Raw genomic sequence first — 17,794 nt, 5'->3', positions numbered from 1 at the left:
ATCAGCATGACCAACTTGCGGAGCAGCGAAGCAGCGTCGCTAGCGTCCACGGGACGTTGTTGATGCTGCAGCCCATGCGAGCGCTGGTGCTGCACCGCTCCCTGGCTGTGCTGGCCCTGTGGCTGGTCGCCCTTCCCGCGGAGGCTGCCGATGTCGGTACCCTGTGGCGGCTGCGATATGGCGCCGGAACGGTGTTCATCGCCGGCTCGCTGCACCAGCTGCGCCGTGACCGGGCCGCCCTGCCCCCGTCCTATGGCCAGGCCTATGGCGAGGCGGAGCGGTTGGTGATGGAGCTCGACATGGATGCCATCAGCCCGGCGGACCTGGCCGGAGAGCTGCTGGGGCGGGCCATCGATTCCCAGGGCCGCTCCTTGCGCGACGGCCTGCCGCCGGCATCCTGGCGGGCCTTGCAGCCGCGGCTGAAGGGCCTGGGGCTGCCGGAGGCGGCGATCGATCGCTTCGAGCCTTGGGCCGTGGCCCTGCTGCTGGCGTCCGCCGAGTTCCTGCAGCGGGGCTACACCCCGGACAGCGGCGTCGAGGGCCAGCTCCAGGCCAGGGCCACGACCGACCGCAAGCCCATTGACGGGCTGGAGACGCCGGCCGAGCAGCTTGAGCTGTTCGACGGGCTGCCCAGGGCGGACCAGCTGCAACTGCTGGAGGTGACCCTGAAGGAACTGGACAGCGTCGGGCCGAGGCTCGAGGCCCTGGAGGGCGCCTGGCGGGCCGGCGACCTGGCCGGGCTCGAGGCCCTGCTGCTCGGGGACTACTTCCAACGCCCCGATCTGCACCAGCGCCTCGTGGTCCGGCGCAACCGGGCCTGGGTGGCTCCGGTACGGGAGCTCCTGCGACGCCCCGACGACACGCTGGTGGTGGTGGGTCTGATGCACCTGCTGGGGGAGCAGGGGCTGATCGCCCTGCTCAGGGCGCAGGGGCTGAAGCCGGAGCGGTTCGTGGCTGGGGCCTGGCGGCCCGATCCCTAGACCGGTTCCTCCCGGCGGCCCGCGCCCAGGCTCAGCTCCCATCCCTTGACGATCCGGTAGAGGGTGGGCACCAGGAACAGGGTGAGCCCGGTGGCCACCAGGAGCCCGAAGAACACCACCGTGCCGATGCTGGTACGGCTGGCGGCGCCGGCCCCGCTGGCGAACAGCAGGGGCAAAAAACCTGCCAGGGAGGAGAAGGCGGTGAGCAGGATCGGCCGCAGACGGGCAACGGCGGCACCGTGCACGGCCGCATCGAGGGGCATTCCCTCAGCCAGGCGTTGGTTGGCGAATTCCACGATCAGGATCGCGTTCTTGGCCGCCAGGCTCACCAGCACCAGCAGGCCCATCTGGCCATAGACATCGAGGGGCAGGCCCCGCAGCGCCAGACCCAGCACCCCTCCGAGCACCCCCATCGGCACCGTCGCCAGAATGATCAGGGGATCGGCGAAGTTCTCGTAGAGACCGGCCAGCACCAGGAACATCACCAGCACCGCCAGCGCGAACACCTGCAGATTGCCGCCGCCGGACCTGGCCTCCTCCCGCGCCAGGCCCGCCCATTCCAGGTCGGTGGCGGTGCTGCCCCGGTCGCGTTTCAGCTGTTCCAGCAGGGCGATGGCCTGGCCGCTGCTCACCCCCGGTCCGGGTTGGGCCCGAATGCTGATCGAGCGCACCAGACGGGTGTGGTTGATGGTGGTGGGGCCGGTGCCAGCCTCCACCCGCACGACCTGGGCCAGGGGAATCAGCTGGTCGTCCCGGTTGCGCACCTGCAGGGCGAGCACATCGTCGGCGTTCCGCCGGGTGTCGCCGTCGAGCTGGATGATCACCTTGCGCACCTGGTCGCCTTCGAAGCTGTCATTGACGTAATCGCTGCCGAAGCTGGCCCCGAGCACGCTCACCAGCTCATCGAGATCCACCTGGAGCGAGGCCATGCGCAGCCGGTCGGGGATCACGCGCAGCAGGGGGGCGTCGGCGCTGAAGCGGGTGCCCACCTGCCCAAAGGCACCGCTGTCCCGGGCCGCCGCAATGAACGCCTCGGCCTCCTGCTGGAACTCCCCCAGACTCAGGCGGCCACCACTGGTGTCGAGCAGGTCGAACTCCAGCCCGCTCTCGCTGCTGAAGCCGCGCACGGTGGGGGATTCGCTCACGATCACCGTGGCGTCGGTGATGGTCTGGCGCAGGCGTTTGTTGAGCCGCTCGGCCACCACGGCCGCACTCTGGTCGGCGGCGCCCCGTTCCTCGATCGGCGTCAGCCGCAGGAAGAAGATGCCCTTGTTGGGGGAGCTGTCCCCGAAGGAACGACCGGCGTAGAAGTTGGCGAATCGCATCAGGGGTTCTTCGGCCACGACCGCCCGCACCTGCTCCATCACCCTCTGGGTGCGCGGCAGGGCGATGCCGTCCTGGAGCAGCACCACCCCCCGTAGCTGGCCGCTGTCCTCCTGGGGGATGAAGGCTTTTGGCCGCTGCTGGAACACCAGGCCGGTGAGCAGCAGGCCCAGCAGCAGTCCTGCCAGCACCCGTCGTCGCCAGCCGAGCACGCGGGTGAGCAGCCGGTCGTAGGGGCCCTCCAGCCGCTCCAGGGCCCGCCGGGGGGGATCGATCCAGCGCAGCAGCCAGCCGGGCTCGCGGCGCTCGGCGTGCAGCAGCCGGCTGGCGGCCACCGGGGTGAAGGTCAGGGCGTTGAAGGTGGAGAAGACAATGGTGCCGCCGATTGTCAGGGCGATCGGGGCGTAGAGGCGGCCCAGGCTGCCCTGCATGGTGAGCACCGGCAGAAACACCACGATCAGCACCAGGGACGTGGCGATCACCGCGCCGCCCAGCTCCGCCATGGCCTCCTGGGCAGCCTGCAGAGGTGAGCGGCCGTTCTCCAGGCGGCGGCCGATGTCTTCGCTGACGACAATGGCGTCGTCCACCACCAGGCCACTGGCCAGCACCATGCCGAACAGGGTGAGGGTGTTGATCGAATCGCCGCTGAGGCGCAGCACGGCCAGGGATCCGATCAGGGCCACCGGCACCGCCGAGGCGCTGATCAGGGCGAGTCGGCTGTTGCCGAGCCCCAGCAGCAGCACCAGGAACACCAACAGCACGGCCTCCCGCAGGCTCGCGGTGGTGCGATTGATGCTGGTGCGGATCGAGGCTGCCTCATCGACGATCACCTGGAGATCCACCCCCGGCGGGAAGCTGGAGCCAAGGTCCTCGAGAGCGTCGTTGACGCCCTGGTTCACCTCCAGGGCGTTGCTGCCGTCCCGCTGGAAAATTCCCACGGCCACGGCGGTCTTGCCGTTCAGGTCGGTGGCGATCGATTCGTAGTTTTCGCTGCCCAGGCTCACCCGTCCCACGTCTTTCAGCAGGGTGACGCCACCGTTGGCGCTGCGGTCGACCACCAGGTTTTCGAACTCCTGGGCGGTGCGCAGACGCCCCTCCATGCGCAGGGGCAGGGTGACCAACTGGTCGTCGGGGGAAGGGGCCACGCCGGCCTGGCCCAGGGCGGCCAGCACGTTCTGCTCCTCAAGGGCATCCCGCACCTCACTGATGGTGAGATTGCGTTCTTCCAGGCGCAGCGGATCCAGCCACAGCCGGAAGGCCAGCGAGCTGCCGCCGAACAGCCGCACCTCCCCCACCCCTGGCACCCGTTGCAGCCTGTCGCGGATCACCTGATCCACCCAGCCACTCAGAAAGACATCGTCGTAGCGGTCGCGGCTGGCGCTGAAGCTCAGCACCATCAGCAGGTCGTCGGAGGTGCGCCGCACCTGCACACCGAAGCGGGACACCTGGGCGGGGAGCTGGCGGCTCACCACCGCCGCCTCGTTCTGGGTGTTGATCTGGTTGATTTCCGGATTGCCCCCCTCAAAGCCGAGGGAGATGCTGCTGCCGTTGGCCGAGCTGGTGGAGCGGATCGAATCCAGCCGTTCCAGGCCGTTGAACTGCTTCTCCAGCAGGCTGGTGACCCCCTGCTCCACCACCTCAGGGCTGGCGCCGGGGTAGCTGGCGCTGACCGACACCCGCCCGGGGGCGATCGGGGGCAGGTTCTCGACCTTCAGCCCCGGGAGGCTGATCAGGCCGGCCAGCAGCACCAGCAGGCTGAGCACCAGCGTCAGGACAGGCCTGCGCAGGAAGGGGTCGGAAATCGACTTCACGGAATCGCCTGGGTGGGCACCGACCCTTTTCGCCCGCTGATCCTGGCAGGGAAGTCAGGCGGCCTGTGATCAGCGCAGGTCGCGTTTGAGCACGGCGTAGAGGTAGTCGGGCGATTTGTAGCGGCTGGGAAGGCAGATGTGGAGCTGCTCCAGCCGGCTCCAGCAGACCGTCTTCTGAATCGCCTCCATGGTGCGGCCCTCCTTGAGCAGAAGCCGCATCGCCTTGCAGTACAGGGAATATTTCGCCTCAAGCTCGCCGATCGTTGGGGGCTGACCCTGGACCTGGGGCATGGCGGAAGGGGGCACCCGGGTTTTTCAGGGGCGCCAGGCCACTCTACGAGCTGGCCAGGAGCCCCTCGACGCCCAGAGCCCTTGCCGGAGGGGCGAAGCCAAGGGTCGCGGCCTGTCCATCGCTGAGACGCCCCGCCGCGTGCAGCACCCCCGTGATGCGCGGGATGTCGAGCACGGCATGGCAGCGATAGCCCCCCTTGGCAAGCCGCTGGCGGGCGCTGGTGTCCGCCTGGCCGCCGTGGTCGATGAACACCACCACGTCCTCCACTTCCAGGCCGGAACTCTCCAGTTTGGCGATCCCCTCCAGCACGCTGGTGCCGGTGATCAGGATGTCGTCCACCACCACCACCCGGTCGCCCTCTTCGAAGTCCCCCTCGATCAGGCGGCGGGCCCCGTGGGCCTTCACCTCCTTACGGGGGTAGAGCAGGGGCTTGTGCAGCTGCAGCGACAGCCCGGTGGCAGTGGGCAGGGAGCCGTAGGGAATGCCGGCGATGCGGTCGAAGGCCAGCTCCCCGAGCTGACCGGCATAGGCGTGCAGCACCCGGTGGAAGAGGTTGGGATCGGAAATGATCTGGCGCAGATCCACGTAGTAGTTGAAGACGGCGCCGGAGGCCTGCACGTAGTCGCCGAACAGCAGGCAGCCGATGTCGAACAGATCGACGATCAGGCTGGCCAGGGGATCCCCGGCCCCACCGCTCTCGCCATCGCCATTCGAGGCCGCCCCGAGCCCAGCGCCGCCCTCCGGCTGTCGCCCCGGCAGCCAAAGGCTGCAGACATCGCTCTGGTCCCGCGCCCGCCGCTCCAGCCAGCGGTCGCGTCGCTCGCTGATGCGTTGCTTGAGGGCGGCCGATCGCTCGGCGATGTCATCCTCCACCAGCAGGTTCTGGGGCAGGGGCATCAACAGGCCGTCGGCCGATGGGCTCAGTCCGGCCTCCAGCAGGGCATCGAGCCGGTCCTCCTCGCTCCAGAGGCTGCGCAGAATCAGGAAGCGCTCGGGCGCCTCCTGGCGCACCCGGGCCAGGATGGCGGGATCACTGGTGCCCACCTCCAGCAGCAGTTGGTCGGGGGTGGCCCAGAGCTGGCATTCCCGCACGATGCGCAGGTAGAGGGGGTCGTTCTCATCGGGGTGGTGCTGCAGCACCCTGGCGGCCGCATTGGAGCTGTGGCAGGTGATCACCACCGCCTTTTCCGGATACAGCAGGAAGGGGGCGGCGATGTCCTGGCCGGCCAGGGGCGAGAGGGTGACGCCATCGGCGCCAAGCTCGCGGAACAGGTAATGGGCCAGGGCCGAGGAACTGTTCAGGTCCCCGTGCTTGGCATCGATGATCAGGGGGATGTCGAGGGGCACCAGTTCCCGCACCTCCCGCAGCAGTTCCAGTCCGACGGGGCCGAGGGCCTGGTAAAACCCGAGGCTGGGTTTGTAGGCGCAGACGTGGTCGGCGGTGGCCTCCACCACCGCCTTGATCCAGTAGCGCGCCTGGGAGAGAAACGAGCGGCCCCCCATGCCACGGCGGTGCGCCCAGGCCTGCAGCATTTCCGGGTTGGGGTCGAGGCCGGTGACCAGAAGCGACTGACGGGCGGCGATGGCGTCGGTGAGCCGGACGAAAAAGCCCATCGCACGGGGGGTGATTGCCCAAGGTGCTAAGGCGAGGGGCGTCGCCTGTGCGAGTGGGTGACACAGCTCTTATTGATCCCCTGGCCCCGCAGGGTCGACTCCGCGACCGGCGGATCAGCGCGCCGCAGACGCTTCGTCGAGGGCCAGGAGTTCGGTGTAGATGGGGGTCCAACGGGCGGCATCGAGCCGGTTCCTGGCGGCCTCAGGGGTGATGGCATGGCGCGCCAATCCCTCCTGCACCGCCGCGAGCGCCACGGCTTCGGCCACGGCCCGGGACACCGCCTGCACGGCCGAAAGGGGGGGCATCAGCGGCGCCTCAGGATCGCTGGCGGCCGGAATCACCCGGGCCAGGGCCTCGATGCTGGCGTCGATCATGGTGTCGCTCACCGCCGTGGCGCCCACCGCCACGGCGCCGTAGCCCAGGCCGGGGAAGACGAAGCAGTTGTTGCACTGACCGATCACCCGTTCGATCGGCTGGCCGGCGCTTCCGGTGCAGGCCACAGCAGCGAAGGGGCTGCCAGTGGCCACCAGGGCTTGGCCCTGGCTCCAGCGCAGCAGGTTCTCCGGGGTGATCTCCGCCAGGTGGGTGGGATTGGAGAGGGGCAGAACGATCGGCCGTTCGCCGCCGCCGCAAAGCGCCTCCACCACCGCCTGGTCGAAGGCCCCGGCGGCGGTGGAGGTGCCGATCAGCACCCCCGGCCGCACCGCTTCGACCACCGCCAGCAGGCCTGGCCCTTGGGAGCTCTCGCAGGCCTCCGCCCCGAACCGTGCCGCCAGCTGCTGCTGCGTTTTGGCAAACGGCCGAGCGCCCTCCGAGAGGGCCGGAGTCCCGGTATGGATCAGCCCGTCGCGGTCGATCAGCCAGAGGCGATCGGCGGCCGCGGCGGCGCTGAGTCCCGCTCGCTGCAGCAGACGCCAGAGCCGCTCGGCGATGCCGCAACCGGCGCTGCCCGCCCCGAAGATGACGATCTGCTGGTCGGCCAGCGGCTTGCCGAGGCCCCGCAGGCCGGCCAGGATCGCCGCTGCGGCGACGCTGCTGGTGCCCTGGATGTCGTCGTTGAAGCTCGGCACCCGGTGCCGGTAGGCCTCCAGTACGGGGCGGGCATGGGCGGCGCCGAAGTCCTCCCAGTGCACCAGGGCGCCGGGGCACACCCGTTGCACCGCCGTGATGAAGCGGTCGAGGAAGACGGTGTAGGCCTCCCCCTGCAGCCGAGGTTGGCGCAGGCCGGGGTAGCAGGGGTCGGCGAGCAGTTCGGGCCGGTCGGTGCCCACATCGAGCATCACCGGCAGCCCCCGGGCCGGATCCAACCCGGCACAGAGGGTGTAGACGGCCAGTTTCCCCTGGCAGATCTGAATGCCCCCCACCCCCTGGTCGCCGATGCCGAGGATCCCCTGGGCGTCGGTGACCAGGAGCAGCTCCGGGGAATGGTCGCCGCAGGCCTGGGCCAGGAGCTCCTCGAGGCGTTCCTGCTGCGGTGCCGCCAGGTAGATCCCTTGGCTGGGGCTGCGGTAGCTGTGGCTGAAATGCTGAATCGCCTGCCCCACCGTGGGGGTGTAGACGATCGGCATCGCCAGTTCGATGTGGTCGGCGAGGAAGCGGTGGAAGAGGGTGACGTTCCGCTCCCGCAGGGTCTGGAGGTAGGCGTACCGCTCCAGGTCGCTGCCCATGGCACCGAAGGCCAGCCGGCAGCGCTCCACCTGGGCCTCGATCGTCTCCACCTGCCAGGGCAGCAGGGCCTCCAGCCCCAGGGCCTGGCGCTCCGCCCGGCTGAAGGCGGTGCCCTTGTTCAGCAAAGGATCATTGAGCAGCTCGGCGCCCCGGAGGGTGGTGCTCCGCTGGCGACTGGGTTCGGCGACCACGGCGTGCTCCTGGTTCCGCTGGCGCCCCCATCATCCACGGGCCTCTTGGCGCTAGTGGCCGACCAGAGTGCGCTGGCGTCCTTGCGCTGCCCCCTCCATGCAGCCCCTGCCTCCCATGAAGATCGTGCGCTACGCGGATGCTCAGGGCCGGATCCGCCTCGCCAGCCTCCATCGCGACGGCCGCCTGGAGCGCCTGGCGGGCGACCTGTTCGGCGAACTGGTGCCCACGGGCGAGCTGGCCGCGGTGGGGCGGATCCTGGCCCCCCTGGAGCCCCGGGCCATCCTCTGCATCGGCCTCAATTACCGCCGCCATGCCGCCGAAACCGGCGCGGCGATCCCCACCTACCCGGTGCTGTTCATGAAATCGCCGGGGGCCGTGCAGCACCCGGAGGCGCCGATCACCCTGCCCACCACCGCGTCCAGCCACCAGGTCGACTACGAGGGGGAACTGGCGGTGGTGATCGGCCGCACCTGCCGCAATGTGTCGCGTGCCGAGGCCCTGGAGGTGGTGCTGGGCTACACCTGCGCCAACGATGTCAGCGCCCGCGACTGGCAGAAACAGCAACGTCTCGGCGGCGGCCAGTGGTGCCGCGGCAAGAGCTTCGACAGCTTCGCCCCCCTGGGGCCCTGCCTGGTGAGCGCCGTGGCGATCCCAGATCCCCAGGCCCTCAGTCTGCAAACGCGTCTCAACGGTGGAACGGTTCAGGTGGCCAGCACCGCTGACATGATCTTTCCGGTGGCGGAGATCATCGAATTCCTCAGCGCCAGCACCACCCTGCTGGCCGGCACCGTGATCCTCACCGGCACCCCCAGTGGCGTGGGCATGGCGGCTGATCCGCCCCGCTGGCTGCGCAGCGGCGATACGGTCGAGGTGGAGATCGAAGCCATCGGCGTGTTGCGCAACCCGGTGATCGACGAATCCATCGCCGCCCAGACTCCCTGAACGGCATCCGCGTCGCAATGATCAAGCTCCCCGCCGCCTGGACGGCCCAGCCCGAACGGGCCCAGCGCAGCGGCGGCTACCGCCACTTCGCCGTGTTGGGCCAGCGGGGCCGTGGCCGCGAGCGCACCGTGGAGCTGCAGGCGGTGCTGGATCCCGGGTACCGCCTGCTGGTTCCTCTGGGCGAACTGCGTGACCGCGACGCCTGGCAACCGGGCTGGCAGCAGCTGCCCCAGGAGCAGCGGCCAGCGGATGTGCCGGTTCAGGCAGAGTCGATCCTGCCAAAGTCCCTAAAGTCCTCCCACTCCACCATGGACCTGTGACGTTCAACGGAACCCTGGAGGAACTCCAGGCCCTGGTCGCGGACCTCGGCTGCCTCGGTCACTGGGTGCATGAGGGGGCCTTCGAGATGCTGGTCATTGAGGACGGTGAATCCAACCTGCGCCTCAACTGGTGGCCCGGCACCGGAACCCTGATGCTGGTGGGCGATCCGGCCCAGCGCAGGGAACTGGAGCCGCGGCTGAAGGAGGCCCTGGCGGGCGGCTCCTGACCAGCGGCCACGCTCGAACGCCGCTCAGTCCCGCACCACCAGTTCGGCGGTAACGCTGCGTCGGATCAGCCGCTGCCACCCTCCTGACGATCGAGGCCCGACTGGTCGATGGCCTGCTCGCTCTGGCGGCGATGCTCTTCGGCCACGAAGGCCTCGAAAGCGGCCCTCTCCGCCTGCAGCTGACCCTGCAGCGCCGCAATGCTGGCTTCGCTGGCGGCCGCCTGCTGGGCAAGGGCGGCGCGGCGCCGTTCGATTTCAGCCTCCAGAACGGCAGCTTCGGAGGCGACCTTTTTCTGCTGTTGCAGCCGCGCCGATCCGGTCAGCACCCCCTGGGGGCCGATCGCCACATCGAGCAGTTCGGCGCCGTGGTCGGTGAGCACGAATTCCCGCACCTGGTTGGAGTGGGCCATGCCCCGGCTCTTGATCACGAACAGCAGCCGGTTGCGCTCCCCGTCGCTCTCCACGTTGCGCAGCAGCAGCCAGGTGTCGGTGAGGGAGGACACCGCCACCGCACTGCTCGCCGCCTCCTCCCCGTGGGTGAGGGAGGTGAACACGGCAGTGATGCCCCGGCCTTTCATCAGATCGATCTGACGGGCCAGGGCAGCCGTCACCTCCCGCTGGGAGCCGATCTGGATCAGGCTGCCCATGGCATCGAGGGCCGCCACCTGGGGCTGGAAGTCCTCCAGCATCCGGTCGAGGCGGCCGAGATGTTCCTCCAGGCCATGGGCGGTGGAGCGCTCGGCCCAGATCAGCAGCAGGCCGGCATCGATCCAGCGCTGCAGGTCGAGGCCCACCGACGCCATGTTGCGGATCAGCTGATCCGGGGATTCCTCATAGGAGAGAAACAGGGCCCGCTCGCCACGGCGGCAGGCCGCATCGAGCAGGTGGGCCACCACGGTGGTCTTGCCCGTGCCGGCGCTGCCGCTGATCAGCACGGTGGAGCCGCGGAAGATCCCGCCGCCCAGCATGTGGTCGAGCCGTTCGATGCCGCAGGAGATCCGCTCGTTCGCTGCCGGGTAGGTGAGGGCCACGGCCGTGATCGGCAGCACCGTCAGGCCCCGGTCGGTGATCAGGAAGGGGAACTCGTTGGTGCCGTGCACCGAGCCCCGGTACTTCACGATCCGCAGCCGCCGGGTGGAGATCTCGTTGTCGACCCGCTGATCGAGCACCACCACGCAGTCGGAGACGTACTCTTCGATGCCAAAACGGGTCAGGTCACCGGCCCGGCCCCGCTCGCCGGTGACCACGGTGGTGAGGCCCCGCTCCTTCAGCCGGTGGAACAGCCGGGAGAGTTCACCGCGCACGATCGCTTCGTTCCCCAGGCAGGTGAGCAGCACCTCGATGGTGTCGAGGGCCACGCGTCTGGCGCCCACCCTGGCCACGGCCCCCTCCAGCCGCACGAACAGGGCCTCGAGATCGAAGACCCCGGCGGTGATGACCTCCGACGGATCGATCGGCATGGCACAGATTGCCAGCCGCTTGGTCGCCACCAGGGCGTCGATGTCGAAGCCCAGGGAGCGCACGTTCGCGGCGATGTCCTCGGCAGATTCCTCGAAGGTCAGCAGGACGCCGGGCTCGTTGAACTGCAGGGCCCCGCGCACCAGGAACTCCATGGCGAACATGGTCTTGCCGCTGCCGGAGGCACCGGTCACAAGGGTGGGTCGCCCCCTGGGCAGGCCCCCGTCGCTGATCGCCTCGAAGCCCCGGATGCCGGTGGGTGCCTTGGCCAGCCCCGGGAAAGATGGGCCTTTGTCGGAGCCGGAAGCGAGGTCCTGCAATCGTCCGGCCCATGGAAACTCAACCTAGTTCCGCCGACCTGGGAGAGGTTCACCCCTGCCGGGTTCGCAAGACCCATGCGTTGCTCAGTCCTTCACGAGCAGTTCCCTGGTGCCGCTGCGCCGCAGCAGATCACCAAGCACCAGCAGGTCGTTGCCGTGGATCAGGCCGATGCAGCCGTCGGTGCCGCTGCTTCGTCCCCGGCCGGCGCTGGGATCGTGATGGATGCCCAGGCCCCGACGGGCGGTGGGGAAGTCCGGTTCCAGGCCGATCCACAGAAAGCGACCGAGTTCCACATCATCCGTCGGTTCGATCGGTGTGATCTCGGTCACGGCATAGAGGCCCCGCGGCAACGGCGCCTTGCTGCCCAGTCGGTTGCGGTCGGCGTTCTGGCGACGCACCCGGCCCACCAGGGCTTCATAGGCCCGCAGCGGCTGGCCGGGGAGGGCCAGCTGCAGTTCCCAGATCGGATCGCCGGTGATCGGCAGCTGCCGGTCGGTGCGGACCAGCACCAGCTGCCCGCCGGTCCCCGCCGCCGGGGCTGACGGGGCTGCCGCCAGGGCTTCCGGGCCGTGGCTGCCGAGGCTCCAGGCCAGAACCAGCAGGGCCAGGCCGATGGGTCGCTTCATGGGTAGAACAGGGCCAGGGCCCGTGTTACTGCCCCGGCAGGGGCTCCACAAGGGCTGGCCTGCCAGCACTCGACGCTTCAGTCCTCGTGCTCTTGATCGCCGTCCCGGCTGATCGTCACCAGTGCCGGTGCGAACAGGAAGACCGTGTCTCCCAGCCGTTCGGACTGACCGTCCAGGGCGAAGACGCCCCCGGAGACGAAGTCGATCGTGCGCTGGGCCTCCTCCGGCGCCATGGCGCTGAGGTGGAGCACCACCGTCTTGAACTGCTGCACCGCCAGCACCGCATCGACGGCCTCTTCAAATCGGCCCGGTGTCATCACCACCACCTCGTGAAACCAGGTGCCGAAGGGGGTTTCCATGGACCCAGGTTGCCTCAGGACGGCCACGGCAGCTAGCCGATGGCCATGAGCTCTCGCTGAGAACCGCCTCAAGCGAGCACGGCGATGGCGTCGATCTCCACCCGCGCCCCCTTCGGCAGGGCCGCCACCTGCACGCAGGCCCGCGCCGGAGCCACCCCCGCGCTGAACACCCCGGCGTAGAGGGCATTGACCCGGGCGAAATCGTTCAGATCCACCAGGTACACCGTGGTGCGGACCACCTGCTCAGGGGTGCAGCCGGCGGCGGCCAGCACCGCCTGCAGGTTGCTCAGCACCTGGACGGTTTCGGCCTCCACGTCGCCGTCCCCCACCAGCGTCCCGCCCACCGGATCCAGGGCGATCTGGCCGGAGCAGTACAGGACGCCACCGGCGACCACGGCCTGGTTGTAGGGCCCCACCGGAGCGGGGGCGGCCGCGGTATGGACCGGATGAGACAAGGGCCTGTGCCTTTCGTCACTCCCGCCAGCGCTGGAACTCATGACGGGTGACAATGCGGGACTGGGATCTTATGGCTTCTTCCACCACCATCGCCACGCCTGCCGCCACCACGGCTTCGAGCACCGGGGAGATCACCGGCCTCGCCAGCCGCGATCACGTCCGCATCGACGACCTCTGGTACCGGTACCCGGGTCGCGACGTTTCTGCCTGGACCCTCAAGGGGGTCGACCTCATTCTTGGTGCGGGGGAACTGGTGGGTCTGCTGGGCCCATCCGGTTGCGGCAAGACCACCCTGTTGCGACTGATCGCCGGCTTCGAGCGCCCTGGCCGCGGCAGCATCAGCATCGGCGGACAGCAGGTGGCGGGTCCGGAGCGGCTGCTGCCCCCCGAGCGGCGGGGTGTCGGCATGGTGTTCCAGGACGATGCCCTCTTCCCCCACCTCGATGCCTGGCGGAATGCCTGCTTCGGCCTGCGCCGCGGCCAGGACACGGCCCGGGTGGCCTGGCTGCTCGATCTGCTGGGGCTCGGCGGGCTGGAGCGCCGCTATCCCCACGAACTTTCCGGCGGCCAGCGCCAGCGGCTGGCGATGGCCCGGGCATTGGCGCCCTCGCCCTCGGTGGTGCTGCTGGATGAGCCCTTCTCCAACCTGGATGTGGAAGTGCGGCTGCGGCTGCGCAGCGAGCTGCCGGCCGTGCTGGCCCGCTGCGGCGCCAGCGGCCTGATGGTCACCCACGATCCGGAGGAGGCTCTGGCGATCTGCGACCGGGTGGGGGTGCTGCGCGACGGGGTGCTGCACCAGTGCGCCCCGCCCCGTGAGCTGGTCGACAAGCCCGCCACCGCCTTCGTGGGCCAGTTCGTGCTCCAGTCCAACCTGTTGCCGGCCCGCTGGCGAGGTCGGCGGCTGCAGACCGTGCTCGGCGAGCTGGAGCCCCTCTCCCGGGGGACAGACGGCCCGGACGCACCGGAGGCCATCGAGGTGATGGTTCGCCCCCAGGCCCTGGAGTTTCTGCCCGAGGATGAGGGGCCGGCCTGGATCACCGGTCGGGAATTCCTCGGCCGGGAATGGCTCTACCAGGTGCAGCTCGGTGACCACCGGCTGCGCTGGCGGGCGCCCCTGGAGGCCGACCACCCCCACGGCTGCCGGGGCCAGCTGCGGTTCCGCGCCGGTGAGTCGGCCCTGTTGTTCCCGGGTGGATGGCCCCTGGTGACCCTGCCCCAGGGGCGCAGCGCCGAGACCCTCAGCGCGCCTCCCTGAGGCGGGGATCCGGGCGGCTGTGAAGCTCAGCCGGGTGCGTTCAATCCGTCCAGTCGTTCTTGCTGCGCCGCAGGGCGGCCAGTTCCAGGGCATCCGTCGCCCGCATGAACAGGTTGGTGCGGCGTTCCTCACCGATGCTGCTGGGGATGGTGGGCTTGTTCTGAGTCCGGGCGAGCAGCACCGCGGCCAGCCGTTCGGCGATGGCCTTATCCCCCGGTCGCTGGGCCGCGGCCCAGCGCAGATTCGAGGCGGTGTACTCATGGGCGCACCACACCCGGGTCGTCTCCGGCAGCGCCGCCAGCAGGCCGAGGGAGTGATGCATCTGCTCTGGGCTTCCCTCGAACAGCCGGCCGCAGCCGGCGGCGAACAGGGTGTCGCCGCAGAACAGCTCCCCCTGCAGGGGCAGGTGGAAGGCCAGGTGGGCGCGCGTGTGGCCCGGCACCGCCAGCACCTCCACCGGCTGGCCCAGCAGGATGAAGCGATCGCCGTCCGTCACCCCCCGGGTCTGGAAGGGGATCCGCTCCCGATCGGCCAGGGCGGCCACCACCTCCGCCCGGGGCCATTCCTCCAGCAGTCCGGGGGTGCCGCCGATGTGATCACTGTGGTGGTGGGTCTGCAGCACCGCCACCAGCTCCAGATCCCGCTGTTTCAGCCAGGCGATCGCCGGGGCCGCCACGGCAGGATCCACCACCGCCGCCTGGCGGCCGTCGTGGATCACGAACAGGTAGTTGTCCCGCAGCACCGGCAGCACCACCACCTGCAGCGGGGCCTGGGGCGGGTCTTGGCGATGATCCTGCATCGTTACAGTCCAGGTTGCTGCTGGCTTCCATGATCACTGCCAACCAGCGGTCCCCGATCACCGTTGCCCTGGCCAAGGGCGCCCTGCTCAAGGATTCGGTGCGCCGCTTTCAGGCGGCGGGTCTGGACTTCTCCGATCTGCTGGAGGAGGACAACCGCCTGCTGATGGTGCCGAGCCGCTGCGGCACAGCCCGGGCCCTGCTGGTGCGCAACGCCGATGTGCCGGTCTATGTGGCCTACGGCCAGGCCCAGCTCGGGGTGGTGGGCTACGACGTGCTGCGGGAGCACCAGCTGCCGGTGGCCCAGCTCGTCGACCTCAGCTTCGGCGGCTGCCGCATGGCGGTGGCGGTGAAGGCCAGCAGCGGCTATCGCCGCGCCGCCGATCTGCCGGCCCACTGCCGCGTGGCCAGCAAGTTCACCCGCTGCGCCGAAGCCTTCTTTGAGCAACTGGATCTGCCGGTGGAGCTGATCCACCTCACCGGTTCGGTGGAGCTCGGTCCGATCACGGGCATGTCCGAGGCGATCGTCGACCTGGTGGCCACCGGCCGCACCCTGCGCGACAACGGCCTGGTGGCGATCGAGGATCTGTTCACGAGCTCGGCCCGGTTGATCGGCCATCCCCTGGCCCTGCGCCTCGATGACGGGGCCTTGCAGGGCCTGGTCGAACGGATCGCCACGGTCCAGAGGCCCGTCCAGGTGTCCGCCCGATGAGCAGCCTCGATGGCCAACGGCTGCGGCGTCTGCTGCCGTACCTGGGTCGGGATCGCAAGCGTCTGCTGCTGTCCCTGCTGCTGCTGATCCCCCTGGCCCTGGCGGCCTCTGTCCAGCCGTTGCTGGTGGGCCAGGTGATCTCCAAACTCCGGGGCGAGGAGGTGCTGTCCTGGCTGGCCCCTTTGCCGGTGCCGGTGGCCCTGCGGCTGCTGGTGCTGCTGCTGCTGGCGGCGGTCCTGCTGCGCCTCTCCCTGCAGGGCACCCAGACCTACAACGTGCAGGTGGTGGGGCAACGGCTCACCGCCCGCATCCGCGACGACCTCTTCCGCCACGCGATGGCCCTGTCGCTGCGCTTCCACGACCGCACGCCGGTGGGCAAGCTGCTCACCCGCCTCACCAGTGATGTCGATGCCCTGGCGGAGGTGTTCGGCAGCGGCGCGGTGGGGGTGCTTTCCGATCTGGTCACCCTGCTGGTGATCGGCCTCACCATGCTCTCGATCGAGTGGCGGCTGGGGCTGCTGCTGCTGGTCAGCCAGGTGCCCGTGACCCTCGGTGTGATCTGGTTGCAGGGCCGTTACCGCAAGGCCAACTACCGGGTGCGGGAGGAGCTCGGCCAGCTCAACGCCGACCTGCAGGAAAACCTCCAGGGGCTGGAGGTGGTGCAGATGTTCCGGCGTGAGGCTGTCAACGGCGAGCGCTTCTCCCACACCACCGACGCCTACCGCCGGGCCGTCACCGGCACGATCTTCTACGACAGCTCCATCTCGGCCTTCATCGAGTGGGTGGCCCTGGCGGCCGTGGCGATGGTGCTGGCCCTGGGCGGCGCCATGGTCACCGGTGGGGCGATGGGCCTGGGCACCCTGACCACCTTCATCCTGTTCTCCCAGCGGGTGTTCGATCCCCTGCGCCAGCTGGCGGAGCGCTTCACCCAGATCCAGGGGGGGCTCACCGCCGTGGAGCGCATCGGTGAACTGCTGGAGCAGCCGATCGAGATCGCCGATCTGCCCAGCAGCCAGCGCAGCCCTGCCGCCCTGTTGTCAGGCGCGCAGCGCTTCAGCCCTGGCGAAGTGGAGTTCGAGAACGTCTCCTTTGCCTACCGCCCCGACGATCCGATCCTCACCGATCTCTCCTTCCGCATCGCCCCCGGTGAGCACGTGGCGATCGTGGGCCCCACCGGATCCGGCAAGACCACCGTGATCCGGCTGCTCTGCCGTCTGTACGAACCCCAGCAGGGCACCATCCGCCTCGACGGCGTCGACATCCGCGAACTGCCGATCGCCACCCTGCGCCGGCGCCTGGGGGTGGTGCTGCAGGACACGTTCCTGTTCAGCGGCAACGTGGCCGACAACCTGCGCCTCGATGCCGACATCAGTGAGGTGGATCTGGAGCGTCTCTGCGGCGATCTCGGTCTGGCTCCCCTGCTGGGACGGCTGGGGGATGGCCTGGCCACGGAGCTGCGCGAGCGGGGTGGCAACCTCTCCTCCGGCGAACGGCAACTGCTGGCCGTGGCGCGGGTGGCGATCCGCGACCCCTCCGTCCTGGTGATGGACGAGGCCACCGCCTTCATGGACCCCTCCACTGAAGCCACCCTGCAGCGGGACCTCGACACCCTGCTCAGCGGTCGCACGGCCATCGTCATCGCCCACCGGCTGGCCACCGTCGAAGCCGCCGACCGCATCCTGGTGCTGCGCCGTGGGCGCTTGATCGAAGAGGGCAACCACCGTGAACTGCGGGCCTTCGGGGGGCTCTATGCCCAGCTGGCGGAGCTGCAGGAAAAGGGACTGGCCACGCTCTGAAGCCCTTGGGTCTGGGGGGGGAGCTGCAGCTCGTCCTCCAGCCAGGTGTCGATCAGGGCCGCCAGCTGGCGTGGTTGTTCGCCCATCGGCAGGTGTCCCAACCCGTTGAGGATCACCAGCCGGTGCAACGGGCTGTAGCCGGCCAGGTGGCGCACGTAGCGGGGTTGCATCACCCGGTCGCGGCTGCCGGCGATCCACAGGCTGGGCACCTGGAGTTCGGCGGTGAGCCTGGGCAGCTGGCGAACGGCGCCCCGGTTGGTGCTGCAGGCCAGCAGCCCCCGCGCGGCGCGGCCGTCGGCCACCAGGGGGCTGCGGATCGCCGCTGTGCCGGGCAGCTGGGCCGCCCAGACCGGTCGCCAGCGCAGGAAGGCGGCCCCTCCGCGGCGGACCCGGGCAAAGGGTCGCGGCTGGTACACACCGCCCCCCACGGCGATTTGCACCAGGCCCCGCAGCTGCTCCCCCAGCAGGGATGCCGCGTGCAGCGCCAGGCTTCCCCCCAGGGAGTGGCCCAGCAGCACCACCGGCCGGCCGGCGGCCTCGCCCCAGAGCGTCAGCGCCAGCACCATCAGCCCCGCGGGCATCGCCGCGCGATCGAGCGTCGCGCTCATGCCCTCGTCTCCCCCTCGGCGCGGGCGGAGAAGCCG

The 17,794-nt window shown here is 69.7% G+C and carries 17 protein-coding genes; 7 read left to right on the top strand and 10 right to left on the bottom strand.

Going from position 1 to position 17,794, the window contains the following annotated elements; genetic code table 11:
- The first annotated feature begins 74 nt into the window (after window positions 1–74).
- On the top strand, window positions 75–980 hold the full coding sequence (locus VB739_RS10850) for a TraB/GumN family protein (protein ID WP_323357077.1): 906 nt from the start codon (window positions 75–77) through the stop codon (window positions 978–980).
- On the opposite strand, the gene VB739_RS10845 is transcribed toward VB739_RS10850, so the two are convergent.
- The 4 genes from VB739_RS10845 to VB739_RS10830 form a co-directional block, all read right to left on the bottom strand.
- Window positions 977–4,114: an efflux RND transporter permease subunit gene (locus VB739_RS10845; RefSeq protein ID WP_323357076.1), complete on the bottom strand. Its 3,138-nt coding sequence runs from the start codon at window positions 4,112–4,114 to the stop codon at window positions 977–979. The genes VB739_RS10850 and VB739_RS10845 overlap by 4 nt on opposite strands.
- 69 nt (window positions 4,115–4,183) lie before the next feature.
- Complete coding sequence (locus VB739_RS10840) at window positions 4,184–4,405, bottom strand: DUF3136 domain-containing protein (RefSeq protein WP_094584893.1); 222 nt, start codon at window positions 4,403–4,405, stop codon at window positions 4,184–4,186.
- A gap of 43 nt (window positions 4,406–4,448) precedes the next feature.
- The gene (locus tag VB739_RS10835) at window positions 4,449–6,020 is read right to left on the bottom strand and encodes a bifunctional orotidine-5'-phosphate decarboxylase/orotate phosphoribosyltransferase (RefSeq protein WP_323357075.1); all 1,572 of its coding nucleotides are present in this window, start codon (window positions 6,018–6,020) and stop codon (window positions 4,449–4,451) included.
- A gap of 114 nt (window positions 6,021–6,134) precedes the next feature.
- Complete coding sequence (locus tag VB739_RS10830; protein WP_323357074.1) at window positions 6,135–7,880, bottom strand: NAD-dependent malic enzyme; 1,746 nt, start codon at window positions 7,878–7,880, stop codon at window positions 6,135–6,137.
- A gap of 97 nt (window positions 7,881–7,977) precedes the next feature.
- Between VB739_RS10830 and VB739_RS10825 the strand changes: the two genes are divergently transcribed.
- The 3 genes from VB739_RS10825 to VB739_RS10815 are packed head-to-tail and all read left to right on the top strand — an operon-like array spanning window position 7,978 to window position 9,370.
- Entirely contained in the window at window positions 7,978–8,823 is an 846-nt protein-coding gene (locus VB739_RS10825) for a fumarylacetoacetate hydrolase family protein (RefSeq protein ID WP_323357073.1), read from the top strand.
- A 17-nt stretch (window positions 8,824–8,840) separates the two neighbouring features.
- On the top strand, window positions 8,841–9,143 hold the full coding sequence (locus VB739_RS10820; protein WP_323357072.1) for a TIGR02450 family Trp-rich protein: 303 nt from the start codon (window positions 8,841–8,843) through the stop codon (window positions 9,141–9,143).
- Complete coding sequence (locus tag VB739_RS10815) at window positions 9,140–9,370, top strand: hypothetical protein (protein WP_323357071.1); 231 nt, start codon at window positions 9,140–9,142, stop codon at window positions 9,368–9,370. Before VB739_RS10820 ends, VB739_RS10815 begins: the two co-directional genes overlap by 4 nt.
- A gap of 65 nt (window positions 9,371–9,435) precedes the next feature.
- On the opposite strand, the gene kaiC is transcribed toward VB739_RS10815, so the two are convergent.
- The 4 genes from kaiC to VB739_RS10795 form a co-directional block, all read right to left on the bottom strand.
- Window positions 9,436–11,148 (bottom strand): circadian clock protein KaiC, encoded by a 1,713-nt coding sequence (kaiC, locus tag VB739_RS10810; protein ID WP_323357070.1) that lies wholly within the window; start codon window positions 11,146–11,148, stop codon window positions 9,436–9,438.
- A gap of 84 nt (window positions 11,149–11,232) precedes the next feature.
- The gene (locus VB739_RS10805; protein WP_323357069.1) at window positions 11,233–11,775 is read right to left on the bottom strand and encodes a L,D-transpeptidase; all 543 of its coding nucleotides are present in this window, start codon (window positions 11,773–11,775) and stop codon (window positions 11,233–11,235) included.
- Between the two features lie 77 nt (window positions 11,776–11,852).
- Window positions 11,853–12,134: a cell division protein SepF gene (locus VB739_RS10800; protein WP_323357068.1), complete on the bottom strand. Its 282-nt coding sequence runs from the start codon at window positions 12,132–12,134 to the stop codon at window positions 11,853–11,855.
- A 68-nt stretch (window positions 12,135–12,202) separates the two neighbouring features.
- Window positions 12,203–12,631, bottom strand: a complete 429-nt coding sequence (locus VB739_RS10795) for a Rid family detoxifying hydrolase (protein WP_323357067.1) — start codon at window positions 12,629–12,631, stop codon at window positions 12,203–12,205.
- A 29-nt stretch (window positions 12,632–12,660) separates the two neighbouring features.
- Here VB739_RS10795 and VB739_RS10790 point away from each other — a divergent pair, with 29 nt between their 5' ends.
- A complete protein-coding gene (locus VB739_RS10790; RefSeq protein ID WP_323357066.1) occupies window positions 12,661–13,845 on the top strand; it encodes an ABC transporter ATP-binding protein in 1,185 nt (394 codons plus the stop codon).
- Between the two features lie 40 nt (window positions 13,846–13,885).
- Here the strand turns inward: VB739_RS10790 and gloB are convergent, their stop codons facing one another.
- On the bottom strand, window positions 13,886–14,644 hold the full coding sequence (gloB, locus tag VB739_RS10785) for a hydroxyacylglutathione hydrolase (RefSeq protein WP_323357065.1): 759 nt from the start codon (window positions 14,642–14,644) through the stop codon (window positions 13,886–13,888).
- A 29-nt stretch (window positions 14,645–14,673) separates the two neighbouring features.
- Between gloB and hisG the strand changes: the two genes are divergently transcribed.
- Both hisG and VB739_RS10775 read left to right on the top strand, forming a co-directional pair.
- Window positions 14,674–15,354 (top strand): ATP phosphoribosyltransferase, encoded by a 681-nt coding sequence (gene hisG / locus VB739_RS10780; RefSeq protein ID WP_323357064.1) that lies wholly within the window; start codon window positions 14,674–14,676, stop codon window positions 15,352–15,354.
- Window positions 15,351–17,150: an ABC transporter ATP-binding protein gene (locus tag VB739_RS10775; protein ID WP_323357063.1), complete on the top strand. Its 1,800-nt coding sequence runs from the start codon at window positions 15,351–15,353 to the stop codon at window positions 17,148–17,150. Before hisG ends, VB739_RS10775 begins: the two co-directional genes overlap by 4 nt.
- Here VB739_RS10775 and VB739_RS10770 read toward each other — a convergent pair.
- Window positions 17,102–17,794 (bottom strand): alpha/beta hydrolase (locus VB739_RS10770; protein WP_323357062.1); only part of this gene is annotated, 693 nt, incomplete at its 5' end. The genes VB739_RS10775 and VB739_RS10770 overlap by 49 nt on opposite strands.

Source organism: Cyanobium gracile UHCC 0281 (assembly GCF_034931305.1).
GTDB lineage: Bacteria > Cyanobacteriota > Cyanobacteriia > PCC-6307 > Cyanobiaceae > Cyanobium > Cyanobium gracile_A.
Note: the sequence above shows the minus strand (reverse complement) of the source record. Positions and strands in the feature narration are given on the sequence as shown.